This window comes from Photobacterium sp. J15 (genome assembly GCF_963870815.1).
Classification (GTDB): Bacteria; Pseudomonadota; Gammaproteobacteria; order Enterobacterales; family Vibrionaceae; genus Photobacterium; species Photobacterium marinum.
Genome location: NZ_CAWMUI010000002.1, coordinates 1,401,986 through 1,427,860, shown reverse-complemented (window position 1 = coordinate 1,427,860; position 25,875 = coordinate 1,401,986). Strand labels below are relative to the sequence as shown.

The window sequence follows — 25,875 nt, the reverse complement described above, 5'->3', positions numbered from 1 at the left end:
TCATCAAAATTGCCTCAAAGTTAAAAACTTCAATATATCAATTGCTTGGTAAATAATTTTGAACCGTTGGCAAAACATGATTCCAACTTATTTGAGCCTTTTTTGAGGATTTGCCTGCTGCGTAATGTTGCAATGGTTACCCGATAAATCAGGTGTGGAATCAATAGTGATGACGTTGGCAGCACAGCTTAAAAACTTCTCTGCAAAGTATCAGGTTGCGACTCAGTCCCTTGATGATGTCGAGGTATTGCTGGTCGACAACGTATTGGTACAAGTTTTTTCAGATGAGGCAAAAGTAGTGGTTCCTGTCGTTACGTTATCGCCACTGCAAGAGCATCCGGAGCAGCTAAATCAGGTAATGCTTGGCATCCTGCAAAAAATGGCACTGGTTGCACATCAAACTCAGGTTGAATTAGTTGCCGAAAATAATCAGCTTGTGCTGTTACGCCGCCTGTTCTCAGATGCAGGTGGTGAGTGGGATCTTGAATTGGCTATTGAACAAGTTGTCTGGGCTGCTGAGGTTATGCGGGCACAACTGCAATTATCAGCGGGTTCCTCGGAAATTCGGCCGCTGTTTGCTGAATCAGTATTGCGCAGTCATATGGTGTTTGTTTGATGTTACAGAGCTTGTTTGATGTATTGCCCGGTGTGCTGCGCCGCTTATGTACGGTTTTGCTGATTTTGTTGGCCACTTGCGTGTTTTATTCGGCATCAGCCAGTTCTGTGTGTGCTCAGTCACTCCCGAGAGGCGGATATCAGCATCTTGGTCAGAACGAGCCACTGGCTGATGTCCTGAAAGGCTTTGCTGCAAATTATGGCCTGTCTGCCGTGATCAGTGAGTGTATTACGGACAAGTTTAATGGCCAGGTTTCCGCAAAAACGGCGAACCATTTTTTGAGTCAGCTTCAGGCCGCTTACGGATTTATCTGGTTTCGCTATGGCAATACAGTCTATTTCAACTGCGGGAGCGAAATGCAGACTAAGGTGCTGAGCCTTAAGCGCTTGTCGCCGATGGTGCTGAAAAAAGGGATGGATCAAATCGGCCTCGATCTGAACCGTTTTGGCTGGCGTGCTTTGCAGGATAAAGGCTTACTGCTGGTGTCCGGCCCTCCCCGTTTTGTTGATATTGCACAGCAGATTGCTATCGGCCTGGATGAGCAGGCGAAGGTGAAACAAGCAGAAGAGATGAAAACGTTTGTGGTTCCGCTCTATTTCGCCTGGGCTGATGATCGCCAAGTGGGGGACGGAAAGGCGGTGCCTGGCGTGGCGACCACACTGAGAAAACTGATGGGCTATGACGCACAGGATGCAGTGGGGCGGATTGAAGCTGACGCCAGCCGTAATGCGGTGTTGCTGCGGGATACTCAAGCCAATATCGATAGGTATATCAGGATGATCCGAGCCATGGATCGGGCGCTGAAGCAGGTGGAAATCGGCGTCACCATCATCGATATCAAAGAAGATGCGTTGGAGGAGTTTGGTATCGATTGGGGCATTAACGGCTCTTTCGGGAACGTTAATGTTCAGGATGGGGTGATCAGCGGCGTGCTGGGTGACGGACTGAATATTTCCACCATTCTTGGTTCCAATATCTCCTCGCTTTTGTTTCGGATTAAAGCACTTGAAAGCGAGAATAGGGCGCAATTGCTTTCCCGTCCGTCGTTGCTGACTCAGGAGAACACCGAAGCAGTGCTGGATAACAGTGAAACCTTTTATGCCCGTGTGACAGCGAAAGAAGATGCACAGCTGGTGCCGCTCACTGCCGGAACACGATTGACTGTGACACCAAGGGTGATTCCGGATCGCAGCGGCGAAGTGGTGAAGCTTGATATTCAGATCACCGACGGAAAAACCACCGAAGAGCGGGTGGATGATCTGCCGACAGTTAAATCCAGCTTTATCAAAACCGAAGCCATGGTGCGAAAAGGCGAAAGCCTGTTGATTGGCGGCTATTTTGTTGATTCACAAACCAAGGGAACAGACAAGGTTCCGGTTCTGGGGGATATGCCTGTAATCGGTGCGCTGTTCAGTAAAGAGAAGAATATGACCAGCCGTATGGTGCGATTGTTCCTGATCCGCCCGAAAGTCCTGGCTCCCGGCTTAAACAATATGGCTGAGGCCAGACAGCAATATCCTGAACTTGCTCTGGTTCCCGAGACCGAGCTTGCTGACATGCACCTTCAAAGCAGAAGAGCGATGACTTATATCGCCGAAATTGATGCATTGCAGCGCGCATTCACTCTGTCTGGCCAGCGTAAATTGGCAGGTAACTGACATGACGATATGGAAACTGAAAATACTCTCCGGCAGTCATTCCGGTGCTGAGATGACAACCGAACAGACCGGTATTTTACTGGGGGCTGACCGCAGTCAGGCTGACTGTGTGCTGTCTGATTGCGGTTTTGCGCCAGTGGTGTGCCAGTTGACACTGACAGATGAAAACCAGGTGATGAGACTGCTGGTAGATCAATCCTGGTATCTGGATGGTAAACGACAGAAAGCGAGTCTGGCACGAATTAAGCCTTATCAGGTGATTCAGGTTTGCGGTGTGGCATTTGCGATTGGCCCGGCGGAAGAGCTTTGGCCGGTTTTGAGTGTGCCGACAATCCGACAGCGGCGTGTTCCGTGGTTGGGGCTGGCACTGTCCGGCGTATTGGTAATGGGCAGCTTGTCGGCATCCTTGGTGATGTCTTCTAAGTATTCCCGCACTAAGCGTCCGACGGCGGAACAACTGTTGGCAGGACTTGAGTATGACACGGTAGAACTCAAGCCGTTGAATGATCGCTGGGTCTTATCCGGCTATGTCAAAGATAAACCGAGTTTACAGGAATTGCAGGAATCGCTGACAGAATCCGGACAGCCGATTGAGTGGCGGGTTTACCGGACAGACAGCGTACTTGGTGCTGTCATGACCTGGCTTGGTGAGCACGGCTTGGCCCAACTGGATGTCGAGGTTGATACCCGTGGAGTAGGGCATATCCGCGGGGTATTGAAAGACAGTTTTGACAATAAGTTATTAAGTGAGTCTTTGCTTGCTGATGTTCCCGGCCTGCGCCGGATTGAGTGGCAGACGGTTCGAACTTCAGAACTGATCAGCTGGCTGCAACAGGGGCTTTCAAAGCATCGCTTTAATCGGCTTATGGTTGCTGAAACTGACGGCCACATATACCTGACCGGTAAGCTGGATGATGAGGGGAAGACACGTCTTTCAGTCATGTTAAAGCAAGCTTCTGATCTGTTTGGCAAGCAGTTACCTGTTACTTATCAGGCGTTTTTATTGCCGGACAGTAAACTGCCGTCGATACGGGCAGTCAGTTTAAGCCGGACGCCTTATGTGGTGATGTCGGACGGTCAGAAATACCTGACCAATGCCGTTATCGGTGACGGTTATGTCATTCGGGAAATTACAGCAGAAGGGATCGCCATTGCCCGTCAGGGCAAGCAGTGGTGGTTACCGACAGGAGGTTAAATGTTGACAGATATTTCTGCTGTTATGCAGCACTTTTCCCGGTTTGAACAAGCATTGGTTTACGCCGAAAGCCAGTTATCCCGTCCTTTGCCTCCTGCAAAATTTGCACAGATGACTCGCTGGCATCAGGCGTTGTCTCTAGCTGTTGACACTTTATTGAAGCAAAGGGCGTCTGAACAATTCCAAGGCAACAAACAAGTTATCGCCGGGCAAGATTTATTCGTACCAAGCGATTCAAGACAAAAAAGCGCAAGACAAGGAATGAGTGACAATGAATTTCGACACCATCAATCAGGGGCTTGGCAAAGTTATGGAAGCCAAGGATGCGGAGCTGACCCGCTTTTCGACCGAAATGGACCCGCGCCGGCCAGAGGATTTATTGCAGTTCCAGAAACTGGTGAGCGAGTGGTCCATGGTGATGGGTCTGCAAAGTGCCACGATCAAATCCGTCAGGGATGCGTTACAGGGCATTATTCAGAAGATGTAGTGCGCGGACTGGCGGATTTGGCTCTGTATCTCGGCGGTCAGGCAAGGTTTGCCGATGCGGAATGCCTGCTTGCTCCGCTCCTTGAGAACGAGGACGACGACTGTGAACTTGTGCCGAATGACCCGAAGCAAAAAAGCTACCAGCGTAACGTTGCCACGATCATTCGTGCACTGTGTCTGTGCCAGGTAAATGAACACCGTCAGGCGGTGACTTTACTGGCTCAACAAGGTTGTAACGAGGGGCAGGTGTTTATAGCGCTTGCTCAGCTATTGAATGGTGAGAACTTTGCGGCAGGGACGACATTACTCAATTCCGGCCAGGTGATACCGGAAAGCCTTATACCGCTTGGCGAACAACTTTCCAGGGAGATAAACCATGGTTGATGCTATAGGACCAATCCAGTCGTCATTTGTTTTGCCGCAGCAGAGTGTTTCCAGTGTCAACCTGGAGCAGTTGTTTACACATCAGCTGGAACAAAGTACTCAGCCGATGGGAGAGGCGATGGTTGAAGGGATCCAAAATATCAGAACGGATCTGGATGCTCAGGCGGAGCAGATTCAGGCCCGTCTTAATGATAATCCGGAAATGTCACTTCAGGATCTGATCCAGGTGCAAATGGATCTTTCCCGCCTGGTACTGGTGGAAGAAACCCTTGCCCGCTCGGTGAGTAAGTCGAGTCAGAATGTTGATACCTTGCTTAAGAGCCAATGATGATGTTTGTTTTTTCTCGTTTATTTCGCCCGTTTTATTTTGAGAACTTGTCCGGATTTGAATTCTGTCGCTTCCTGCTTTCTCTGAACAAGCTTTTCAAGATCAAGACCGGTCAGGTATTGCTGCTATCTGTATTCTTGTGCCTGACTGGCTGTAAGGAAAACCTCTATTCCAACTTATCTGAATCTGATGCGAATCAGATGCTGGCATTGTTGCTTAATAACGGGGTGGATGGTGAAAAAATGGGGGCAAGCACCGGCACTATCAGCCTCAGGGTAGAGAAGTCCCAGTTTGCTTATGCGGTTGAGCTGTTAAAACAAAAAGGTTTTCCCCGTCAGCAGTTTGCAACTGTGGAAGACCTGTTTCCTCAGGACGGTCTTGTAGCAACACCGACTCAGGAAAAAGCCCGTTTCGTCTACGCCCTTTCTCAGGCACTAGCTGAAACACTAAACCAGATTGATGGTGTGATCAGCGCGAGGGTACATTTGGTGATGCCCGAAACTGAAAGGGGACAGGAAACACAGCCATCCTCGGCAGCGGTCTTTATTAAGTATGCTCAGAATACCGATGTGAATCAGTTGATCCCGCAGATCAAAAGTCTGGTTCAGAGCAGTATCGAAGGCCTCAAGTATGACGATGTTCAGGTGGTGATGGTCGCCGCTTCTGCACCATCTCAGGTGCTGGCTCCCTTGAATGTTGAGGCTGCAGCATCACCGCCGTGGATGTTGTACGGCATTATTGCCGTGCTGTGTTTGTTAGCGCTTTCGCTTACCGGTGGGCTTTGGTGGCAGAAGAGGCGGCAGGATAAGCAGGAACTGGAGGCGTTAGAGCGTGTTACTCAAAACCAGTGACAATAAGCAGACACTTTCGCTGAAACACGTACTGCATTTCAGTCAGGTTATTCCCCCCGGACAGGTTTCCAGGCTATTGGATGATGCCGGACTTGGTGAATTAAATTGGCAAAACTACTCAGCAAGGCAGCAATCATGGCTGAATCAGGGACTGTTGGAGTCCTGTCGGTTAATGGAAGACCTGCCTCAACTTGATGCTTGTCTGCCTGAGAGTTCGCCTGACGCTCATCAAGCCTCTGGTGATGACCTGCCATATTTTTGGAGCTTATTGCCCTGGGTTGTACTGGAAGATGTGTTGACCCTGTGGTGCGCCTGGTATCACCTCGGCGCTATTTCCCTCATTATCAACCGCGCTGATCTTGATGCGTTTCAGAACTTGCTGGGGGATGATTATGAATGGCTGATGGCGCATGGAAGACTTCATCCTGCGAACCCCAACCCGGTTATTCACGCGTCTTCAAGGTCATTTCGCTCGCTGTTCCAGAAAAAGCTCGGGGTAAAGTTCGGCAGAAAACATCGAACCAGCGAAATGACTGATAACTCCCACTCCCCGATTCTCAATGCCGCACACTGGCCGCAACAAAAAGCCCGTACGATTTCTTCTCTTCTTCATTCTGTTACCCACTCCTGGCCTCACTTTTGGAAGGAAATGATGTTTTTGAAGTGTGCTGTTAAAGCTGATACCGCAAGTTCAGGCAAGGGGCGACAAATAGCGTTTTCAACGGCAGTTCCGAATGGGTCAGAGATGCAACTTGTTCAGGGCGCGACAGTATCACCGAGTTTAATGTTTTGTCTTGAAAGGAAATATCCCGAATGGTTCGAGTGGTTGAAGCAGAGTCTGCAATAAGTGCAGGAATGCATGGACAGAAGATTGTTACGGCGAATGAGCTGGGATGCCGCAGGCAGGCAAAGGAAATAGTAGAGCAGGCGAATATCTCGGCGCAGGCCATTGAAGCTAAGGCCAGGGAGCAGGCCGATGCCTTATTGAAAAAGGCCCGTAGCGAAGCAGAGGCCCAAAAGGCGCTGAACCTTCTTGAGCTGGAGCAGCAACACAGGCAGCGCTGGCAGGAAATGATGAACAGCCTTGAGTCATCATTGTCCGGCATTGTCAGAGATGGAATGCAGGCACTACTTGAACAGACGCCGGACGAGCAAAAAGTTCAGGCTTTGGTTTCTCATGCCCTGCGTAATGTACGTGAAAGGCAGAATCTGATCGTTCGGGTTCCGGAGTCCTGTCTGTCGTTAATAAGCAGTGCGTTTCCGGATCTTCAGTGTGAAGTGAGTAGCAATCAGCTTCTGGCCTGTGAGGTCGAGCTGGGCGACACCCTGATTGTGGCTTCAATGACACACCTGGAACAACAGCTTGAAGCGCGTTTACTGACTGACTCTTCCGGTCAGTAAACGTCAGCGAAAAAGAAAAACACAATAACGACAATAGAAGAGGGAAATATGAACAAAGAAGCATGGCAACAAGCGCTTTCCGATGTCACTGGTGTGATGCTGGAATTTGACGAAAATGATGCGGCGTCACTGCAACTGCAGGTTTATTCGCTGGTCACTAATTTCTATTACCGACGTTCCGAAGTGGTGTTATACAGCGAAGTTGGCTGGATTGGCGAAACGCCGCCAATGGAACTGTTAAAGGCGAACTGCATGTGGCAGCAGACTAATGGTGCAACCCTCTCTGTTTTTGAGGAAAACCGGGTTTTGCTTGCCGTAACGCTAAACGAGGCAATGGCACCGCACTGGCAGGCAATGTACGACAGATTTGTTCAGGCTGCTGCTTATTGGGCTGAGCAGCTTTCAGGTAGCGAAAGCGATGATGGAATATCGACCGACAACGAGTTAACCGTTGCTCAGCTCGCCGGCGCATTTTTCGTATGATAAGGAGATCACCATGGTTAATGGAATTAATACCGGCTACACCCAGACTCTGAACCGAACTCAGCTATCAGATAATCATTCGTCTTCCGTTCAAAGCGCTGGATTATTACCTCCGGCAAACGCGACTGAGTTGCCCTCAATTGAAATACCTTCCACCAACGATACCGCTACACGAGTATTATCGGGATCGCACTTAGAACACTTCAACCATCTGCCTCAGATGACCCGAGATTTGCTGATGGCAACACCATTCATTCAGCAGCAGAAAGAGCCGCTGGATGATAAAGCGTTTAAGCAGATTATGGCAGCCGCCGGGCAGCTTGAAACGTATGATGGACCCAAAGAGCGGCTTCAACTGACAGCAGATACCTTGTTAGGGAAAACTTACTCTGTCGGTGATTTAAATTTAATGAGCAAAGCCTTGGCTCATCTTGAACAGCAACCATTTTCCGCGGATGTAAAAGAGAAAATGGGAGATGCGCTATATGCGCTGCGCAAGCTTGATGTTAATTCAGACGCAAAAACTTACAGTAGTGCTTATGAACGTTTGAGTGAACTGGCTGATGCCATGCCCAAGGATCAGGCTCAGACGGTGTCAGTTCGCCTTCTCGCTGAACAGGTTCGTAGCGGAGGGATGGAGAAACTCCGCGATGAGTTTAAACAAAGCCTCCGGGAGCAAATGCAACCGCTGACGAAAGGCGGGTCAGAAAGAGCGGCTTCATTCTCATTTAATATCGGTGGTGCGCTGGGGTTGCTGGGTATTAAGGCTGGCTCGGCGACCGTTGGGCTTAAGTATGATGTTAAGGTCACTGGCAATGACGACACCCGGATTCGAGCCAGCCATAAAGGTACGCTGGAGCTTGGTTTTTCCGCCGGTCCCGAAGCAGACGATAAATCGAAACTGAGTGTGGCTTTAAAAGGCAGTCTGGGGGTAGGTAAAACACAGGCTTTCTCTAATCTTGATGGCTTTATTGATTATCATGCCAACGATATGTTGGTTTCCCTTGCCGGTGACGGGGTGAATAAACTGGCGAATATAAAAGGGATCAGGCAAGTCCGTCAGGCTGATGCTCAGATGCGTGAAGTGATTAGCCACCGTCCTGAACTGGCTAAACAGCTTATACATCAGGGGCTGCTGTCTCCGGGAGAGAAAATTCAAGTCATACCTAAGCATGCACCGACGCCGATAGAGGCTAAGAGTATCAGCCTTGATGGCAATGTATCGATTGAAGCGACGCTGGCAGAGTTTGCTGGTATCACTACCGGAGCACAAAGTTCGATAACCAATACGACTTTCACTAAGCATGCTAATTTGCTGGATGTGCTGATGACAGAACCAGGCAGAATTGAAAGTCGTCCCGACAAGTTTTTCTCTGTTTCTGTTCCTGAACCCTATATGGCTTCAAATGCGAGTGAGGCTTTGGGGCAGCGCACAACACTGGCTGGAAATAAAGGTAAACAGTGGATAGAAAAGATTCAGCAGGAATTGGAATTCTTGGCAAAGAAACATGCCGAAGACCCGCTAGGGCAGGATGCTTCAACCGGTGAGATGTACATGGATCAGCTCGCAGCAAAGCGTAATGAACTGAAGAATGTGATAGTCACACTTAAGCAAGAGTACGATGCGTATCTGGATGTGGTTAACCGTTATGATGCCGCTCGTCAGGACAAGGAAAGCCATACTCTTAAGAGTGATTTAGCGCGGGTGAAACATGCTTTTGAAGGCAATCGAGGTGCGGAAGGCCGAGGTGAGTACCTGCGAGCCGTGATGTGTACTCATGCGAAGTTAAATCAGGCTTATATGGCCAGTTTCGTAAATGGTGATGTGCCGCATCTTATCCCACAGGAAGCGCCGTTTAATGAGTATCTAACTAGTGTCGTTGATGACTATTCCACGCCGCAGTTGAACCTGGAGCAGAAAAAACATATCGATAAGAACCTGACGTTGACATCCGGCGCACAGAGTACGGATAAACAAGCCAGTAAATCTTTTTCTGCAAAGCTGGATATACCGCTGGTGGGCAAGAAAGAGGTCGGGATAACGGTACGTTATAACAAGATTGAGGGGCATATTAATCCTGATAATGATGGCGATTACCTTAATGTTGCAATTAAGGCTGATATTCCGGCAATGACGGACAGGGCAACGGCAATTAAAGGCTTGTTTAAAGAAGGAATAGGCAAGTATCTCAGTAATAACAACCTGAGCTATCAGGAAATCGCGGGGCTGGACGAGTTAAGTGTCAGTGGCTCTCTGGGCATTAGTACCCAATTTGAAGGGAATTTTGTTCGCGGAGAAGACGGTAAGTACCACTTGCAATATGTTCGGGCGACAGATTCAACGTCGTTAGGCGCAAGCGGTTCAGTCACCGCCGGGGTTGTAACTGCTGGTGGTGGTGTCTCTATTAGTGGTAATGATCATCTTGCTGAGTGGATTGGTGACAACACGCTTTCTTACCTGCAAACCAAATATAACGGTTGGCAGAATGGCCAACAGACACAGTTGTGGGAGCAGTACACAGCAAACCATCATTCAGGGCTGGGGAACATTTTTGACAGGGTTAATGACCATTCCTCAAACCTTGCTAAGGAGCTGGATAAGCGAGCACAGGAAATACCAAATGGTAATGAACTAAAAGCACTGTTGCAGGAAAAAGCCGCTCAGTATCATGAAGCAAAAACGCCAGAGCACTTTGAACAAGCAATGGATGCGCTTAATGCATATTTCAAGTCTGAATATCAAGCATATAAGGACGAGAGTCAGGAACGGTTATATCCCAAATATAATGATAGATAAGCGAGTCTGAGAGTTTGTCCGGCCAGTAAGTTACTGGCCGTGACAATTCGATGAAGCGGAAAATCAGGCGGCAGATTTAATATGCTTCTTCACTTTTTTTAGCGCCATTTGTCTTTTTAACGGCGACAAGTAGTCAATAAACAGTTTGCCTTTGAGGTGGTCAATTTCATGCTGCATTGCAATAGCAAGAAAATCATCACGCTCAATTTCGAATTTGTTACCCTCACGATCCATGGCGGAGATTGTAACTTTTTCAAATCGCTCAACATCTGCGTAATAACCGGGAACAGACAAACAGCCTTCCTGGCCGGAAACCGGATTTTCGCCGCTGACGATTTCAGGGTTAATCAAAATGAGTGGATCGTTTCTTTCTGGTGAGATATCAATAACGACGATAGCTTCAGAGCGACCAACCTGCGGAGCAGCAAGGCCGATACCGTTGTCAGTGTGGTACATAGTATCCAGCATATCATCAATCAGTGTTTGTACGGCACTAATGTCTTTAACTTCAGTCGCTTGAACCTTAAGTTTTGGGTTTGGAATGGTAAGTATATCTAATACTGCCATGTCACCTTGCCTTGTCGTAGTGAATTAAAATTAGCAAACAAAATACATTAATTCCGCAATTGATACCAGTCGATGACGTTATCAGTGAAGATAAGAAAACGAGGACACTGGATATAATATACCGTGTGATAGCCTAGTTGTTCTGACTTGAATATATAAGTTAAATAAGGCCTCAGAAGAGGCTTTATTTAATTACCCGTTTTTTGCTTGTTATCAGTGGCTTTATTTTGTTGTTTTACTTCTTCTTTATTTTGTTCTGGTTTTGCTGTTAATTGCTGACCACCTTCATTACCGTGAAAAAGCGGAACAGGAAAGTCTGCTATATCTGACTCGAATAATTTATATCGCTCGCGCCCTTTTTCCAAATCATCAGGGCTGGGAACTGGAGCATCTTCCAATAACTTATCTCGTGCTTCCCTTATATTAAGGAACTGGTCTGTAATTCTGAATAACTCTTCTTTATCGTCATCAGTAATTTGGATTAAGTGTACATCGCGTAAAGCATCCAGTTTCCCAGATAAGACTTTCAGCATCTTATAAGCAGTTTTGCTTGATTCAGCATGCTTGGCCGGCTCCATAATAGCGGCAATGGAAGCAAGAATTGCGACAATAAAAGCGATAAACCCCGTGATAAAGCCGTTCTGTGCCAGCAGGCTTCCGCCAGTGACACCACCCAAAATACCAATGGTGATATTAAGGATCAGGTTAACTCTGTGCCAGTGACGATAGCGGGCATGATGGCTGTAAGCGGCCATCAGCATCCTCTCTTTAGTATCGGTTATCTCTTTTATCAGGTTCTCTTTCAGGCTCATTTTCACGCACTTAATGGAAATGATTGGGATGAATAAAATATAGCTTAGTTCAGAGGTAGGAATGTATGAGGTCAAATATAAGAAACTAAATTCTCATAAATCATATACGCATTTAATTTAATAAAACTTGATTTATATACTGATGATGCACAGTGAATGATTTGAGTTTAATTTATACGGTGTTGATATTTTTTAATGGGAACTTGTATCTAAATGTTTCTTTTGTTTGTTTTTGAGTCGTGTTTTCTATATTTTTGTGCGCTTTGGTCGCTATTTATAATAAAGAAACAATTGCGGGTTTTGTACGGATATTTAGGCAAGGAGTGTCTGGGAAATTTACAAATAATAACCAGGTGAAAATGTTTAATTTCAGAAATTTAAAAGTAGGAGCCAAATTAACCATAGGTTTTGGCTCGGTACTGCTGCTGACGGCTTTTGTTGCCTTAAATGGCTTGATGGGTTTTTCGACCTTAAGTGAAGATGTCAGCATCGCAGATGATGTTAACCGTATGGTGAAGTTGATCAAAGAAGCTCGGATCAATGAAAAAAACTATGTATTACGTGAGACGGTAGAATCTGCAAATGGTGTAGATTCTGCAGTAAACGATATCAATGCGTTAGTAGTAAAGACGAAAAAAGGGATCGACAATCAGCAGGAATTGTTGACTCTTGATCAAGTAGATGACGTTACCCGCACTTATCATCAGGAATTTAAGCAATTTATTGTGCTGAAAAAGCAGGCGAATGAAGCATCAAGAGAAATGCGCAAGCAGGCTCGGGATGTGGATACTTTGCTGACAGAGATTCGAATTGATCAGAAAGCGTCCTTTGAGACTTTGCTGAATGCAAATGCGAGTGCTGATGAGGTTCGCCAGGCTGTTGAGATCGCTGATGCCGCTAACCGCATGATCAAGTGGATGCTTGAGGCTCGAAGAGCGGAGAAGAACTATATTCTGTCTCTGGATGAGAAGTATGCCGATGCAGTTAAGAAGCATATTCGCAACATGAATCAACTGATGGCTGACGTGAAAGCGCAAAGTCACTCAGCTTCTGGCGATCAGAGAGTTGACTCAGTGACATCAGCGATCAGCCAGTATCAGCAGGCGTTCACTAATTATCTGGCAACGCAACAAAAAATGGAGCAGGCTAACGAGAACATGTTGGTTCAGGCTCGTAAAGCTGAAGACCTGCTTAACGAAGCTCGCAGCGTTCAGAAAAAGCATTTGGCTGAAGATATCAGCAAGGTAGAAACCATTAACTCAGCTTTGGCGCTGCTGGCGATTATTGCCGGTGTCGCGGTTAGTGTTTTGATTACCCGCCAGATTGCACTTCCGTTGCAGGAAGCGGTAGGTATCACTCAGCGTATTTCTGATGGCGATCTGACAGTCGATGTTAAAAATGACCGTAAAGATGAAATTGGCGAGCTGTTTGCTGCAATGCAGACGATGGTGCTGTCACTGCGTGAAATTCTGGCTGGCTTGTCTGACAGTATCAACCAGATTGCGACTGCCTCTGAAGAGCTGTCGGCAGTAACTACCCAGACGAGTGCAGGTGTCAATGCTCAGCGCGGTGATATCGAGCAGGTGGCTACGGCGATGACTGAGATGAATGCGACTACGCAAGATGTAGCTAATCGTGCAGACATGACGTCAGACGCGGTAAAACAGGCCTATGAGGAGACTCAGAAGGGTAGTCGTCTGGTTGCTGATACTGTGCAGGGTATGCGCACGCTGGCCGATAATGTTGAGCAGTCTGCTCAGGCCATCGATCAGGTTCGTGCTAACAGCGAAGAGATCGCCTCTGTATTGGATGTGATTAAGAGCATCGCTGATCAGACTAACCTGCTGGCACTGAATGCAGCAATTGAAGCGGCCCGAGCTGGTGAACAAGGGCGTGGTTTCGCTGTCGTTGCAGATGAAGTTCGCTCATTGGCGCAGAAGACTCAGGATTCGACGGTTGAAATTGAAACCATGATTAACACCCTGAAGTCGGGTACGGTAAGTGCTGTTGATGAGATGCAAAGCAGCCAGACACAGGTTCAGCAGATGGTTAATATGGCCGAGCAGGTGAACGTATCTCTTGACGTTATTACCAAAGAATCAAGCACTATCAATGATATGAATATGCAGATTGCGACTGCTTCCCGTGAGCAGAGCAGTGTGGCGGAAGATGTGAATATTCGTGTGAATGCGATTCAGGAAGTGGCAGACCAAACCGCCGCAGCTTCTGAGCAGACATCAGCTTCAAGTGCGGAGTTGGCTAAACTGGGTGAAGCTCTTCAATTGCTGATTCAGCGTTTTAAGGTTTAACGCTCTTATTATTTTGTGAATAAACAGGGCTGCAATATTTGCAGCCCTGTTTTTTTATTTCAAATACGGGTTTTCCGACCACAGATACAACAATTCATAAGCGATCGTTGCCGCAGCCAGCGCAGTTATCTCTCCGTGATCATAAGCTGGCGCAACTTCCACAACATCCATGCCCACGACATTAATTCCCTGCAACTGTCGAATGATCTTAAGCACTTTGTCACTGGTCAATCCGCCACAAACCGGAGTGCCAGTTCCCGGGGCATAAGCAGGATCCAGACAATCAATGTCAAAAGTCAGGTACACAGGACGGTTGCCCACGGTTTGCCTGATTTGTGCCGCAATCTCTTCTGCGGACATGTCATTTGCCTGCATGGCATCAATAACATTGAAGCGATGGTCAGGAACGTCATATTCAGTACGGATACCCACTTGCACAGAATGATCAGCCGATACCAGCCCCTCATTAGGAGCGTGGTAGAACATAGTGCCGTGATCATACCGGCTGCCGTTGCTGTAAGTATCGGTATGGGCATCAAAGTGAACCAGTGCCATTTTACCGTAATGTTTTGCATGGGCTCTCAGTATCGGCAACGTAATGAAATGATCCCCGCCAAAACAGAGAGTGGTTTTCCCCTGATTGATGATTGCGCTTACTGCTGCTTCAAGCCGGGTTGTCAGATCTTCGGCATCGCCCAAGTCAAATACCAGATCCCCGGCATCAACCACTGTTCTGCGCTCAAACAGGTTATATTCCCATGGATATTTTTTGCCTTCCCATGCCAGGTTCACCGAGGCTCTTCGGATAGCGTCCGGCCCCATTCTGGCACCGGAACGCCCTGACGTTGCCAAATCCAGTGGCACGCCCAGCACGACGACATCAGCCTCTGAGTCCAGCGGATTAGAGACCAGAGGACGGCGCAGAAAGGTCATCGCATTGGAATAGAGCGAATAATCTGTCTTTGAGAATAGATCTTGCACTTAAAATCCCTCCAGATAAGTATATCCGGCCAAACCCTGCTCAAGTTCATCAAGCACATTTTGCTGTTCATGTTCCGCAACTTGACTGCTTACCAGTTGCTTATAGTTTTCTCTGATTGCATCCACATCAAGGTGAACGTAACGCATCATGTCTTTCACTGCGTCACCTTCACTTACAGATTCAATATTGGCTGCCCCTGACTCATCAACATTAACAACAACGCTGTGAGTATCACCAAAAAGGTTATGCATGCCTCCCAGTATTTCCTGATAGGCGCCGACCAGGAAAAAGCCAACCAGATACGGCTTATCACTGCGCCATGGCGGAACTGGTAGTGAGTTTTCAATCCCTTGTCCTTCTACATACTGTTCAATCGCACCGTCTGAGTCACAGGTAATATCCAGCATTACCGCCCTTCGCTCAGTCGATTGACCCAAACCGCTCAATGGCAGAACAGGGAAAACCTGATCAATACCCCAGACATCCGGCAGAGACTGGAACAATGAGAAGTTAACGAAGAACTTATCAGCCAGTCTCTCACTCAATTCATCCAGAATCGGACGGTGGAAGCGGTTTCTGGTGTTCATTTGTAAATTCAGTTCGTAACTGATCCTTAGTGCCAGTTGTTCTGCCCATGCTCGTTGATGGAGATTGAGCACACCGGTGGCGAATTGGTTATGGGCTTCAGCCAGGTCGCTCTGGGTATCGTTATAAATCTCAATCAGTGCTCTGTCGTCGTTTTTCTCTTCCAGCAATTGCCAGTTACGCCACATGTTATGAAGCAGCAGCGGGGCTTCACTGTCAGGCGCTGAAATGTCTTCAGGCCGGTATGCTTCATTGCCAATTACGTTGGTAACCAACACTGCGTGGTGAGCTGTGATTGATCGGCCTGATTCTGAAATAATGGTCGGCATTGGCTGCGAGTATTCCCGGCAGACATCACCGATTGTCATCACAATATTCCGGGCATATTCAGCCAGGCTGTAATTCATCGAGTTATGGGACTGGCTTCGGGTTCCGTCGTAATCTACAGCCAGACCACCGCCCACATCCATGTATTGAATCTGAGCGCCGATATCACGAAGTTCACAGTAGAAGCGAGCCGCTTCACTTACACCATTGCGCACATCGCGAATGTTTGCCAGCTGTGAACCCAGGTGGAAATGAACAAGTTGCAGCACATCAAGCTGTTTTTCCTCTTCCAGGCGTTTCAGTACAGTCAGTACTTGTGAAGCCGACAGTCCGAACTTGGATTTGTCGCCGCCACTTGCCTGCCACTTTCCTGCACCCTGAGAGGCAAGACGAATCCTCAGACCAAGCCGTGGTGTTACACCAAGCTCTTTTGCTTCATTGAGTACCAATTCAAGTTCAGACAGTTTTTCCAGTACGATGAATACACGATGGCCGAGCTTTTCACCAATTAATGCCAGGCGAATATATTCTTTATCCTTGTAACCGTTACAAACGATGACCGAACTGGCTTGCTGAGCCAGTGCAAGTACAGCCATCAGTTCAGGTTTACTACCTGCTTCCAGACCTAACTGTTTGTGCTCTAACTGCTTTTGGCTTGCCAGAATCGCATCCACGACGTCTTTCTGTTGGTTAACTTTTATCGGGTAAACCAACAGGTAGCGGTTGTCATACTGGTAGTCTTCAATAGCCTGATTAAATGCCGCACAGATACTATGCACACGCTGGTGGATGATCTGCGGAAATCGGATCAATGCTGGCAGGCTTAAATTACGTTGTTCAAGCTGTTGAGCAATCTGGCTCAGGGGAACTTGATGAGCGCAATTGCTGCGCGGTGAAACATAAACTTCACCTTTCTCATCAATACCATAAAAATTCTGGCTCCAGTACTTTACGTTATACTCGGTACGCACACGATCCAAGTCGACTGAATGTTCCATTACGTGTTTCTCACAAGGAAAAGATGATAAACACCCTCAAAAGGGCTGCCTGACATTCCTGATGTCGCGTGCATTAACGTTGAATACTGCTCGTAAGTCCAACAATGAAATTTCATCGTTATGATGAAAAAAATACGCTTTACGAGGAGCTGTCTGTGGTGATTTATTTGGGAGTTTTTCTGTGGAATGGAGAGCCAGATAATAGGTGGTAAAGTGGGATGAATTTGAAAAGCCCGCTTATTTTGAGCGGGCTTTTGTTTGCTTATTCAGAGTCAATCAAGCAGTACGTGCTTTCTTGCCGGACCATTTGGCACCAAACATGTTGATTAGTGCACCGGCAACGATTAAGCCGCCACCGATATAGGTCTCGAAGGCCGGGTATTCTTGAAACAACATAATACCGAGGACGACCGAGAAGATAATCTGGACATAGGAGTAAGCCGAGGCTTTGCTCGCATCCTGAGTTTGCATTGCTTTGGTTAGCCCCAGCTGTCCGACCTGAGTGAAAAGGCCGACCAGGATCAGCAATCCGGTTAAGTAGAGATCCGGCATTACAAAACTGTCACCGATAAGCAGCACCGAGGTTGGCAAAGCTACCAGCGGGAAGTAGAAGATGATTACTGAACTGTCTTCAGTTTTGCTTAGCTTTTTGACGATAACATAAGCAACTGAACTGGCCATGGCACCAAACAGGGCAATCATGACACTGAATAGCGGTAATTCTGCCGGGGTATTCACATTGATGGTTGGCTGAACGATGGTATACAAGCCCAGCATACACAGCACGATGCATACGACAGACGAAAACTGGATGCGCTCTTTGAGAAATAGCACGGCGAGTAGCGCAGTGAATACCGGGTGGAAGTACTGCAAGATGGTAGCTTCTGCCAGTGGCAGGGTGGTAACGGCATAATAGACGCACATCAGTGCGCAGGTTCCAATTACACCACGTAGCAACAACAACTTCCGGTTGTTCCCCCAGACCGACAGCCTTTTTCGTTTGACATCCAGGTAGCTGATAACGAGCGAGACAAAAGCACGTGCGGCGACGATTTCAAAAACGGGAATACCGTGGGTGCTGACCAGCTTAACGCAAGCGGTCATCAGAGCGAACCCCAGCGCCGAGAGCAGCATAAAACGCACGCCGACAGGGATATGTTGGTTAAAAGTTGAGGTCATGGAAGTTAAAAATATATCAGGCAACAAGAGAGAATAAGCTGCTGATTATCCTCTTGTCGGGGCAAGATTCAAGTTAATCGTTGCCGGAAAGCCTTCGCTGTTTCTTGAGAGGGCGATTCAAGTCTGTACTGATACAAAGTGATGGGTAAAACCTTACACTAATTTTCCTTTTAACTGTTCTAAAGTGTGCTGATTCATTGCACGACAATTAATAAATGGAGAAATGGTTCGAAAGAAAAATAGAGTATTAGTTGTTGTTACATTCTTTATTTGTGTTATGTCGAATATGTCATGAGTTCAACAGAAATTTTGATTTTATAAATTACAATGCCTACAAAAGAATAAGTTATGAGGTAATAAAATGTCCATTAATTTAAAGGATTTACCATATCCTAATATGCCCTCAACATTAAAAGAACAAGTCAAATTTCTTGCTGAGATTTTGGGAGTGCCAAGAAACCTACTTACTGATGCCGACGAAACTGAATTGCAAGCTATGTGTTATGTAATCATGTATCGTCATTTAAGTCAGTTGCAGCGTAATAAGGCGATGAGAGTTATTCATTCTGTAAAGCGTCGTGCTCTTGTTGGTAGTTTAGTTGAGAAGGCTGTTGATACAACATTTGTAAACCCTCAATGGGGAATATGGTCGTTATCAAATACTGAATTGCTGGAAGATATAGCCTCTCATCAGCAAGTACAGTTTGTTGCGGGTTTGATTGGTCTTAGTGCGAGTGGAATGAGTATTAAAGACCTTGTAAAAGAAGCTGTTAAGAAAAAGGGAATAAGTACAAAGAACTTGGCTACTATCGCGATTTGGGGGTTCTTGATTTTTAATGAGATGGAGCTTGGAAAAGCCAGGAAAGAACATGAAAACCGTACTTCAATGAATTCATCAAGGTTTTATTAACATGAGGCATATAATAGGGTCAGTTGTCGGGGTTGGATTTATTGTTTTTGCTATTGTTTATGTATGGCAAGGTCTAGATGAAAATACTAAAGACTATTTTTTCTACACATTACTGACCGTAACTGTTATTCGTGAGATTCATAGAGGTATAAAAGAAGGTCATAAAACTGATTCGTGAATATCTTCTTGCTGCTCTGATGTTATAAAATGCTTCCGGAAAAGAAAGTTCGCTATCCATTCTTAGGTTCGAAAATGGATAGCGATGTTCTTTAACTCTGGTGAAACGTTACAGGGTTATTCCACTGCATTGATTTGATTACGCATAATCGAAATTGATGTGGCGTGTTTAATGGTTTCTTCACCGATCTGGTGCAGGTCATTGGTGATTTCATTACTGGATTTCAGGAAGGTCACAGTATCGATCGCACTTTGATTAATATCGCCCATTGCGTCTTGTATCAGCTTAACTTTCTGCGAAGTGGAATCCATTTGTTCAGAGAGCGTAATGATTACGTCTGAAATCTGCTTGATGCGTTTGATCAAGCCTGACACATTTTCATTGGAGTTATGCAGCGAATCCTGAGTGTTTTTCGCCAGGCCGCGTACCTCATCCGCAACAACGGAAAATCCCCGACCAAACTCACCGGCGCGTGCTGCCTCAATGCTGGCATTCAGCGCTAACAGGTTAGTCTGATCAGCGATCTTGTTGATGATCGACAGTATCTCACTGATGCTGGCAACATCGTCATTCACGGCGCTGACATCATCAGTCAGTGAATTGGCTTCACTGGCCAGTGTATGAACGAGGTTGGTAAACTGACCCAGATCTTTGTTCAGTTCAATTGAGTTTGAGCTGATAGATTCAATCGCCTTCAGTGCGTCGTTTGTTAACGATGTTGAGCTTTTTGCTACATCCATCGTCTTCATGTTGTCCTTAATAATATCGTCCTGAATATTAATAAGCAGACGCTGTGCCATAGAGCGTAACTCTTTATTGTACAGAGAGTATTTACTGTAATCTAAGGCAAATGAACCGTGAGACAGCTGTTGTGGATTTTCCCTTTTGTAGAAGAAAATCGCACTGAGGGTTTCGTTGACATTGACACCATGCAGTTCGCCAAACGTCGAAAATCCGGCTGCCGGAAAGCTGTTAAAACAGGTTAAGTTGGAAAGTGCATGACTGTTTTGCAAGCGGCGCAAAATACAATCGAAGAATACTCCACCGACAGGCTCACCATGACGGCGACGCAGAGAGGTATAGTCTTTTTCGGTTTGCTCGACAAAGTTGGTTCGTTTCATCAGGTGTAACTCAGTACCCAGTGGCGTGTTACAGAAAAAGCTGATTTCCTGACTGTTCAAATCAATATCTGATATTGAACGAATAAAATAATCATCACCGATTTTGGTTGCAAACGTGTAGTCAGATAAAACGTCTGGCAGTTTATCCTGTGAACAGCGGAAATACTGGCTTAAAGCTGACGTCGGTGTTGTCAGTTCTTTATTTTTAGGATTGATGAATGACTTTACTTTTCTGGTGGCTGAACAGGAATCGGCAATAAACCAGGAATCACTGATCGGTTTAAAGTTCTGAGTTTTAAACAGCTGATAATCAAATTCAGGCTGTAGTTCGATGAAAATAAAGATTGCGTGTTCATTGCGTATTGCCTTGCCGTCATGGAAAGGGGCTGATTTGAAATCCAGCTTGCCTGCCGAAGAACCACCAACGAACGGAATCGGGAACAATGCTGATTCATAAATGGCTTCCATCAGCCAGTCTTCACTGTTTGTTAAACCGTTCACCAGAGTGAAAGCAAACATGTTTTCAGCGTTTAAGTTTTTGCTGATGTGGATTCTTTTCAGTTGCTGAATTAAATGATCAACGCGTTGTGAGTCTGTCAGCTCTATTTTGCCCTGTTTAATATCGTTGCAAGGTAACTCGATTAAATGGGTTTGAGAGAAAGCAATCAGTCGTTGGGAGAAAAGTTGAAGGACGATTTTGTCTGATTGTGAGCCAGAGTAAAAAGGCGATTGTGATGAAGAAAGCTCGCCGGCTGTGGATGTCAGAATAACGTTTCCTTGTATTTGCCGTGAAACGCTTCTGTTAACCTCATTCAGGTTAATATGGGTTGGCACATACCCTAAGACTAAAACAGTGTTAAAAGAGGGAAGCTGTTCTTTGAACGCGGTCAGCTTAGATTCGATTTCGTTTAATTTACACTCAATAACTTTAATGACTTCTGAGCTGTTATTGATATCCCTTTCAGCAATTTTGCTTTTTCTGAATTTTCTAAAGAACATAACCTGAATTCACATATAACTGTATCAGCAATCGCTGAAGTGGAGAGAAAAGGCTGACTCTCACAAATCCTTTATAATTATCAAAATATCTATTGATAATCCGAATACTATACCATGAAATGCATAAGTATCCAGTGACCTATGGTTTTATGCATGTTCTATCTGTCAGGGAGGAATATCTTGATGAGAAAAATGCGTTTTACAGCAGTGTTTGGCGACAACGCGATTACAGCCGATTCTCCTCAATGATTTAAATTGATTACTTTTCATTATTTTCCAACATTTTCAGCCATTTGATGACTTCAGCAACCGGTTCAAACAGATGGGCTGGAATGGCGTCGTACAGATCAACTTCGGCATGTAACGCCCGGGCGAGTGGAATGTTTTCCAGTACCGGAATACCTTCTTGTTCAGCCAGCTTTCTTAGTTTTCTTGCTTGAACGCCTTTGTACTTGAGGGAAACTGCAGGAATCTTGCAGTCTTCTTCGTCATAACGCAGACCGACAACCAGATGGGTCGGGTTGGCAACAACGACAGATGTTTTCTTCAGTTGCTTAGGCATGGAGTTGGCCTGAAGTTCACGGTGAAACTCTTTTCGCTTGCCTTTGATCTCCGGATTGCCTTCACTGTCTTTAAATTCGCGTTTCACTTCATCTTTGCTCATTTTGAGTTCTTTTTCGTGGTTGTAGCGTTGGTAGAGCAAATCGAGCAGCGCAATCAGAATCAGCGGTGAAATCACGAACAGGCAAAGCAACAGGAAAAGTTGTCCTGCAACCGGAAGCAGGGCCTCTGTCGGGTTATAAGGCAACAACAGAACATCGCGCAGATGGAATCGCATAACCAGTGCAACCATCAGCCCCAGAATCAGAATCTTTAGTAGCGAAATGAAGAACTCCACCAGGTTTTTGGTAGAGAAGATCTTTTTAGCGCCGGATACCGGATTGAGTTTATTGATATCGATTTTGAGGGCTTCCGGGGCAAACAAAGGCCCGAACTGACCGATGTTGGCAACAATCCCCGTCAAAACAATCGCCGCGAGAAAAGGCGCGAGCATTTCCATAATCAATGTCAGGGTCTGCTGCATCGCGACTTCGGCTGCTTTGCTGAACGGCAAATCAATCAGTCTTGTCGGCAAGGTAAACAGGGCTTCAAGTTTTACCATCAGACGACTGTGGTCGATAACCAGCCACATGATGGTGACCAGCATGGTTGCCAATGACGGAATTTCCTTACTCTTCGCAACCTGGCCTTTTTTACGGGCATCGCGGACTTTTTTGGGCGTCGGTTTTTCGGTTTTTTCACTCATGGCAGCCACATCCTGAGTTGATCACTAAAAGCTGCGATATCCGTCAGGCGGATCATAAAGGCATCGAAAAACAGGCTGATGTATAGCAGGAGCACAAAGAGGGCGATACCGCTCTTGATTGGCATGGCCAGAAAGAAGACGTTCATTTGTGGCGTAAAGCGGTTCATCAGGCCAAGACCGAATTCGCTCAGGAACATGGTGATAACCGCCGGGGCAGCCAGTCGCCAGGTGATATCCATTAGTTCTGAAAAGCACTGGAGCACCAGCGTTACTGAGCTGAATGCAAGTTGAGGCGGAAAGCTGGTGACAGGCCAGAGCAAGAAGGTCTTATAAAAGGCGCTGAGCCACAGCAAAACGCTGCCGGTAATGAAAAACAGGCTGGTTCCGGCATGGTTGAACAGGATGCCGAGCGGTGAAGTCTGATCGCCGGACAAGGGATTTAAGGTACTCGCCATTGAGGCACCGCGCTGGTTATCAATCACAAAGCCGGCACTTTCGATAGCCCAGAAGGGAATGGCACTGACAAAGCCGATAAATAGACCGATAACCGCTTCTTTGGCGATAAGTCCGATCAATAATGTTCCTGATTGGATTTCGGCCAAATGCGAGATCACGCCCGGAAATAGCGGCAGGGCAAGCGCAACTGCTATGCTGTTCCTTACCACGGCTCCACCAAGCAACTGTTTGGCGAACCCCGGGATCAGGATCAGCGCAATCATGAAGCGCGGTAGGCACAGGCTAAAGGCCATTAGCAGATCAGAAAGGCCGTTCATAATAGTTCCGGCAGGCTGTCAAAAAGCTGAAGGCTGTACTGATAAAGCTGGCTTCCCAGCCAGTGAGCGGTGAAGAACAGCACCATGATCACGGCGATCAGTTTGATCACGAAAGATAAGGTCTGTTCTTGCACTTGCGTCAGAGCCTGAAGCAGTGCTACCAGCGTTCCGACCATCGCGGCAGCCACTATCGGCGGAAGTGATAACAACAGAACCAGCTGAATGGCTTGTGCTGTCATGGCGATCAGTTCAGCTTGTCCCATTCATTCCTCCATGTTTCCTTGTCACCTTGAAAACTTACCACCTTGAAAACAATGCCTTCTTCCATCACATCACCCCATTTGATAGCTCAGGACAATGCCGTGGGTGAGCTTCGGCCAGCCATCAAGTAAGACGAAAAGCAGCAGCTTGAACGGCAGCGAAATGGTCATCGGCGAGACCATCATCATCCCCATTGCCAGCAGGATGTTTGAGACAATCAGGTCAATTGCTATGAATGGCAGGTAGAGCAGAAATCCGGCTTTGAATGCTGCGGTTAGTTCACCGACGGTATAAGCTGGGATAAGAACCAGAAAGTTTTCTTCGGTTACGATGTCTTGCAGATCGGCGGGCCAAAGCTGTTTGGCTGTGTCGGCAAAGAAACGTACTTCCGAATCCGTCACTTTGTTCAGCAGAAACTGGCGATATGGTTCCAGTACCGTTGATACCGCTTCTATTGCCTGACCGCTGTCTTTCCAGTCGACGTTGATATTCAGCGCTTCCTGATAGCATTGGTAGCCGACCGGAGCCATGATGAAAATAGTCAGGATCAGCGCCAGGCCGTGCAGTGCCATATTGGGCGGAACCTGTTGGACACCAAGGGCATTACGGATCAGCGAGAAAATGACCACCAGTTTGACAAATGAGGTCGCCATCATGGCAATAAAGGGAACTAACCCCAGTGCGGCCAGCCCTGCAATGAGGGTAAAGGGATCAGGAATACTGAGCATTTGCCGGCTCCTCTGGTTGTATTGTGGAAGGAAAGAACCAGCGGGTAATAGCCAGCGCCGTTTGGCCCTGATATTCAACAATTTCAGCTTGTCCGCAGTATTGTTCTTGAACAAGTGCTCCTGGATATATCAGGAACAATTCGACCATAGGCCTTTCGGCCTGATTCATTGTTATGATTGTGGCGATTTCGTCACTGTTGGTGTCAATTTCAGCTCTTTTCAGCCTTGATGCGCACTCTGGGGACAGGAACAGTGTTTCTGATTTCATAACCAGCCAGTAGTTATCGGGGTGCTCATCTGATGCTTGTTCTGGGGTAGAGGTATAACTCGGCTCATTGCTGACATTTGATGGAGAGAGTGCAGGGGCTGAGGCAAATGGCAGATCTAAAACCTGAACAAGATGGCTTGGCTCTTCAATATTATTGGTGTCATGTTCAGCGTTAATTGGCAGCAAGAAGCCACTGGCGTTTCCTTCAATTGCCAGTAAAGCGCGTGGAAAATAGTAATGTCCCTGGCATAACAGGGCGCCTGTGTGGAGTTGCACGCATTCTGCTCGACTCAGTGATTGAAAACCGGCAATCAGGCTGGATTTGACCGGCATTTGTGGCTGATCGTGCACCGGGCGAGGTGGCCAGCTTTTAAGCAGAGGTGCCAGTAAAGGATGAGCGGCTACGCTGTCGGTTGAAAAATAGAGCTTGATGGTGTGAACGTCAGAATCAGCCTGGCTGTTGGTTCCTGTTCTAGTTTTCGTTCTGGAACCGTTAAGGCAAATAGTCAGGTTTTCCGATGTTGTGATATCAGCTTTGAGCGATTCAACAACAAGGTCGTTTGTAAGATCGTCGTTCTCAAGCTGATTGCGATTACTAGCTTGATTGGATGATGTTTTAATAGCTCGAAGCCAGTTTTCTGCGGCTTGTTGAACCAGCATCATCTGAAAACCATGAGGAAGGGCTGAAAAGATGTCTTCGGTGATCGCCTGTTCAATGCAGCCGAGTACACACTGAGGTTCACAACCAATATGGAAGCTGGTTCCATTCATATATCCGCTGATCAGCCAGCGTGGTTTAACGTCGCTGAGAGACAGTTGCCACTGCCAGCGCTGGTCATCAGCCTGAATATCTGTGTCAAAGTGGTAGTGGTCGGCAAACTGGCTTAGCCACTCTTTTGCTGTTGTCATAACGTGCTGCCGGGTCATACAGTCGTTTCTTCACTCATCGGGGCAAAATCAGCCATTTCTGGATTCTCCGAGTAGACAGATTCCGTCTGATGGGAGGCTTGGTAGCTAATGCTGGTATGGATATGGCGTAGTCCGGGTTTACGATCCAGCAACCATTTTTCCTGCTGCATTTTCTTGGTAAACGCTTCATCAGCGCAGTAAATGGCAATATTGATTTTGCCCTGTTGAATTGAGGATTGAATGGTGACAGGGGCTGAACCGATGCTGGTACTGACCAGTAGGTTATCGCGTTGGCTGTTGAGCCAGATACGATCAGCCCATTGCCGGATTTGCCGGATACTCTGATGTTCAATATTCGAGAGTGTGGTACAGGCTTCCGGGCGGTTATCGGTTTCGATAGCGCTTACTTGCCGCTCTTTGCAGGTTTGAGGTGGTAAACCTGTCATCTGAACCAGTTGTGAAAA

Annotated in this window: 25 protein-coding genes; 13 read left to right on the top strand and 12 right to left on the bottom strand. The window is 46.8% G+C overall.

What is annotated here, in order from left to right:
- The first annotated feature begins 124 nt into the window (after positions 1–124).
- The 11 genes from AACQ93_RS23440 (at position 125) to AACQ93_RS23390 (ending at position 10,199) form a co-directional block, all read left to right on the top strand.
- Complete coding sequence (locus AACQ93_RS23440) at positions 125–616, top strand: hypothetical protein (protein WP_157097649.1); 492 nt, start codon at positions 125–127, stop codon at positions 614–616.
- Positions 616–2,274: a type III secretion system outer membrane ring subunit SctC gene (sctC, locus tag AACQ93_RS23435; RefSeq protein WP_064609308.1), complete on the top strand. Its 1,659-nt coding sequence runs from the start codon at positions 616–618 to the stop codon at positions 2,272–2,274. Before AACQ93_RS23440 ends, sctC begins: the two co-directional genes overlap by 1 nt.
- A gap of 1 nt (position 2,275) precedes the next feature.
- Positions 2,276–3,469, top strand: a complete 1,194-nt coding sequence (gene sctD, locus AACQ93_RS23430) for a type III secretion system inner membrane ring subunit SctD (RefSeq protein ID WP_064609306.1) — start codon at positions 2,276–2,278, stop codon at positions 3,467–3,469.
- A gap of 271 nt (positions 3,470–3,740) precedes the next feature.
- Entirely contained in the window at positions 3,741–3,956 is a 216-nt protein-coding gene (locus AACQ93_RS23425) for an EscF/YscF/HrpA family type III secretion system needle major subunit (RefSeq protein WP_007462690.1), read from the top strand.
- Complete coding sequence (locus AACQ93_RS23420; RefSeq protein WP_084419426.1) at positions 3,956–4,339, top strand: hypothetical protein; 384 nt, start codon at positions 3,956–3,958, stop codon at positions 4,337–4,339. Before AACQ93_RS23425 ends, AACQ93_RS23420 begins: the two co-directional genes overlap by 1 nt.
- Positions 4,332–4,667: a type III secretion system inner rod subunit SctI gene (sctI, locus tag AACQ93_RS23415; protein ID WP_007462687.1), complete on the top strand. Its 336-nt coding sequence runs from the start codon at positions 4,332–4,334 to the stop codon at positions 4,665–4,667. The genes AACQ93_RS23420 and sctI overlap by 8 nt, the downstream gene beginning before the upstream one ends.
- Positions 4,667–5,518: a type III secretion system inner membrane ring lipoprotein SctJ gene (gene sctJ, locus AACQ93_RS23410; RefSeq protein ID WP_198160251.1), complete on the top strand. Its 852-nt coding sequence runs from the start codon at positions 4,667–4,669 to the stop codon at positions 5,516–5,518. Before sctI ends, sctJ begins: the two co-directional genes overlap by 1 nt.
- On the top strand, positions 5,499–6,365 hold the full coding sequence (locus tag AACQ93_RS23405) for a hypothetical protein (protein ID WP_064609302.1): 867 nt from the start codon (positions 5,499–5,501) through the stop codon (positions 6,363–6,365). Before sctJ ends, AACQ93_RS23405 begins: the two co-directional genes overlap by 20 nt.
- Positions 6,332–6,919 (top strand): HrpE/YscL family type III secretion apparatus protein, encoded by a 588-nt coding sequence (locus AACQ93_RS23400; protein ID WP_064609300.1) that lies wholly within the window; start codon positions 6,332–6,334, stop codon positions 6,917–6,919. Before AACQ93_RS23405 ends, AACQ93_RS23400 begins: the two co-directional genes overlap by 34 nt.
- Positions 6,920–6,967: 48 nt before the next feature.
- On the top strand, positions 6,968–7,402 hold the full coding sequence (locus AACQ93_RS23395; RefSeq protein WP_064609298.1) for a type III secretion system chaperone: 435 nt from the start codon (positions 6,968–6,970) through the stop codon (positions 7,400–7,402).
- A gap of 13 nt (positions 7,403–7,415) precedes the next feature.
- Positions 7,416–10,199: a hypothetical protein gene (locus tag AACQ93_RS23390; RefSeq protein ID WP_064609296.1), complete on the top strand. Its 2,784-nt coding sequence runs from the start codon at positions 7,416–7,418 to the stop codon at positions 10,197–10,199.
- A gap of 63 nt (positions 10,200–10,262) precedes the next feature.
- On the opposite strand, the gene def is transcribed toward AACQ93_RS23390, so the two are convergent.
- Together def and AACQ93_RS23380 are read right to left on the bottom strand one after the other, a co-directional pair.
- A complete protein-coding gene (gene def / locus AACQ93_RS23385; protein ID WP_007462676.1) occupies positions 10,263–10,766 on the bottom strand; it encodes a peptide deformylase in 504 nt (167 codons plus the stop codon).
- Between the two features lie 188 nt (positions 10,767–10,954).
- Positions 10,955–11,578: an SLATT domain-containing protein gene (locus AACQ93_RS23380; protein ID WP_064609293.1), complete on the bottom strand. Its 624-nt coding sequence runs from the start codon at positions 11,576–11,578 to the stop codon at positions 10,955–10,957.
- Positions 11,579–11,937: 359 nt separating this feature from the next.
- On the opposite strand from AACQ93_RS23380, the gene AACQ93_RS23375 reads away from it, so the two are divergent.
- A complete protein-coding gene (locus tag AACQ93_RS23375; RefSeq protein ID WP_157097647.1) occupies positions 11,938–13,887 on the top strand; it encodes a methyl-accepting chemotaxis protein in 1,950 nt (649 codons plus the stop codon).
- A gap of 54 nt (positions 13,888–13,941) precedes the next feature.
- Here AACQ93_RS23375 and speB read toward each other — a convergent pair whose 3' ends face one another.
- The 3 genes from speB to AACQ93_RS23360 all read right to left on the bottom strand — a co-directional run bounded on the left by speB (position 13,942) and on the right by AACQ93_RS23360 (position 17,958).
- On the bottom strand, positions 13,942–14,868 hold the full coding sequence (gene speB / locus AACQ93_RS23370; protein WP_064609290.1) for an agmatinase: 927 nt from the start codon (positions 14,866–14,868) through the stop codon (positions 13,942–13,944).
- Positions 14,869–16,779, bottom strand: coding sequence for a biosynthetic arginine decarboxylase (gene speA, locus AACQ93_RS23365; RefSeq protein WP_064609288.1), 1,911 nt, complete (start codon positions 16,777–16,779; stop codon positions 14,869–14,871). It lies immediately after the preceding gene.
- A 276-nt stretch (positions 16,780–17,055) separates the two neighbouring features.
- Entirely contained in the window at positions 17,056–17,958 is a 903-nt protein-coding gene (locus AACQ93_RS23360) for a DMT family transporter (RefSeq protein ID WP_064609286.1), read from the bottom strand.
- Positions 17,959–18,319: 361 nt separating this feature from the next.
- Between AACQ93_RS23360 and AACQ93_RS23355 the strand changes: the two genes are divergently transcribed.
- A complete protein-coding gene (locus AACQ93_RS23355) occupies positions 18,320–18,868 on the top strand; it encodes a hypothetical protein (RefSeq protein WP_064609284.1) in 549 nt (182 codons plus the stop codon).
- A 294-nt stretch (positions 18,869–19,162) separates the two neighbouring features.
- Here the strand turns inward: AACQ93_RS23355 and AACQ93_RS23350 are convergent, their stop codons facing one another.
- From AACQ93_RS23350 to AACQ93_RS23320, 7 genes are all read right to left on the bottom strand, one after another.
- A complete protein-coding gene (locus AACQ93_RS23350) occupies positions 19,163–21,166 on the bottom strand; it encodes a methyl-accepting chemotaxis protein (protein WP_064609282.1) in 2,004 nt (667 codons plus the stop codon).
- 259 nt (positions 21,167–21,425) lie between these two features.
- A complete protein-coding gene (gene sctU, locus AACQ93_RS23345) occupies positions 21,426–22,472 on the bottom strand; it encodes a type III secretion system export apparatus subunit SctU (protein WP_064609280.1) in 1,047 nt (348 codons plus the stop codon).
- Positions 22,469–23,245 (bottom strand): type III secretion system export apparatus subunit SctT, encoded by a 777-nt coding sequence (sctT, locus tag AACQ93_RS23340; RefSeq protein WP_064609278.1) that lies wholly within the window; start codon positions 23,243–23,245, stop codon positions 22,469–22,471. Before sctT ends, sctU begins: the two co-directional genes overlap by 4 nt.
- Positions 23,242–23,508 carry a type III secretion system export apparatus subunit SctS gene (gene sctS / locus AACQ93_RS23335; protein ID WP_007462667.1) on the bottom strand — a complete coding sequence of 89 codons (267 nt, stop codon included), beginning with the start codon at positions 23,506–23,508 and terminating at the stop codon, positions 23,242–23,244. Before sctS ends, sctT begins: the two co-directional genes overlap by 4 nt.
- A 69-nt stretch (positions 23,509–23,577) precedes the next feature.
- Positions 23,578–24,234 carry a type III secretion system export apparatus subunit SctR gene (sctR, locus tag AACQ93_RS23330; protein ID WP_064609276.1) on the bottom strand — a complete coding sequence of 219 codons (657 nt, stop codon included), beginning with the start codon at positions 24,232–24,234 and terminating at the stop codon, positions 23,578–23,580.
- Positions 24,218–25,411, bottom strand: a complete 1,194-nt coding sequence (locus AACQ93_RS23325) for a hypothetical protein (protein ID WP_157097646.1) — start codon at positions 25,409–25,411, stop codon at positions 24,218–24,220. The genes sctR and AACQ93_RS23325 overlap by 17 nt, the downstream gene beginning before the upstream one ends.
- A gap of 14 nt (positions 25,412–25,425) precedes the next feature.
- Positions 25,426–25,857 carry a hypothetical protein gene (locus AACQ93_RS23320; RefSeq protein ID WP_064609272.1) on the bottom strand — a complete coding sequence of 144 codons (432 nt, stop codon included), beginning with the start codon at positions 25,855–25,857 and terminating at the stop codon, positions 25,426–25,428.
- Positions 25,858–25,875: the final 18 nt, after the last annotated feature.

Bases quoted from the DNA above. Each gene is read 5' to 3' on its own strand.
- AACQ93_RS23440 (WP_157097649.1), top strand. From the start codon at position 125: ATGTTGCAATGGTTACCCGATAAATCAGGTGTGGAATCAATAGTGATG.
- sctC (WP_064609308.1), top strand. From the start codon at position 616: ATGTTACAGAGCTTGTTTGATGTATTGCCCGGTGTGCTGCGCCGCTTA.
- sctD (WP_064609306.1), top strand. From the start codon at position 2,276: ATGACGATATGGAAACTGAAAATACTCTCCGGCAGTCATTCCGGTGCT.
- AACQ93_RS23425 (WP_007462690.1), top strand. From the start codon at position 3,741: ATGAATTTCGACACCATCAATCAGGGGCTTGGCAAAGTTATGGAAGCC.
- sctI (WP_007462687.1), top strand. From the start codon at position 4,332: ATGGTTGATGCTATAGGACCAATCCAGTCGTCATTTGTTTTGCCGCAG.
- sctJ (WP_198160251.1), top strand. From the start codon at position 4,667: ATGATGTTTGTTTTTTCTCGTTTATTTCGCCCGTTTTATTTTGAGAAC.
- AACQ93_RS23400 (WP_064609300.1), top strand. From the start codon at position 6,332: ATGGTTCGAGTGGTTGAAGCAGAGTCTGCAATAAGTGCAGGAATGCAT.
- AACQ93_RS23395 (WP_064609298.1), top strand. From the start codon at position 6,968: ATGAACAAAGAAGCATGGCAACAAGCGCTTTCCGATGTCACTGGTGTG.
- AACQ93_RS23390 (WP_064609296.1), top strand. From the start codon at position 7,416: ATGGTTAATGGAATTAATACCGGCTACACCCAGACTCTGAACCGAACT.
- def (WP_007462676.1), bottom strand. From the start codon at position 10,766: ATGGCAGTATTAGATATACTTACCATTCCAAACCCAAAACTTAAGGTT.
- AACQ93_RS23380 (WP_064609293.1), bottom strand. From the start codon at position 11,578: ATGAGCCTGAAAGAGAACCTGATAAAAGAGATAACCGATACTAAAGAG.
- AACQ93_RS23375 (WP_157097647.1), top strand. From the start codon at position 11,938: ATGTTTAATTTCAGAAATTTAAAAGTAGGAGCCAAATTAACCATAGGT.
- speA (WP_064609288.1), bottom strand. From the start codon at position 16,779: ATGGAACATTCAGTCGACTTGGATCGTGTGCGTACCGAGTATAACGTA.
- AACQ93_RS23360 (WP_064609286.1), bottom strand. From the start codon at position 17,958: ATGACCTCAACTTTTAACCAACATATCCCTGTCGGCGTGCGTTTTATG.
- AACQ93_RS23355 (WP_064609284.1), top strand. From the start codon at position 18,320: ATGTCCATTAATTTAAAGGATTTACCATATCCTAATATGCCCTCAACA.
- AACQ93_RS23350 (WP_064609282.1), bottom strand. From the start codon at position 21,166: ATGTTCTTTAGAAAATTCAGAAAAAGCAAAATTGCTGAAAGGGATATC.
- sctU (WP_064609280.1), bottom strand. From the start codon at position 22,472: ATGAGTGAAAAAACCGAAAAACCGACGCCCAAAAAAGTCCGCGATGCC.
- sctT (WP_064609278.1), bottom strand. From the start codon at position 23,245: ATGAACGGCCTTTCTGATCTGCTAATGGCCTTTAGCCTGTGCCTACCG.
- sctS (WP_007462667.1), bottom strand. From the start codon at position 23,508: ATGGGACAAGCTGAACTGATCGCCATGACAGCACAAGCCATTCAGCTG.
- sctR (WP_064609276.1), bottom strand. From the start codon at position 24,234: ATGCTCAGTATTCCTGATCCCTTTACCCTCATTGCAGGGCTGGCCGCA.
- AACQ93_RS23325 (WP_157097646.1), bottom strand. From the start codon at position 25,411: ATGACAACAGCAAAAGAGTGGCTAAGCCAGTTTGCCGACCACTACCAC.
- AACQ93_RS23320 (WP_064609272.1), bottom strand. From the start codon at position 25,857: ATGACAGGTTTACCACCTCAAACCTGCAAAGAGCGGCAAGTAAGCGCT.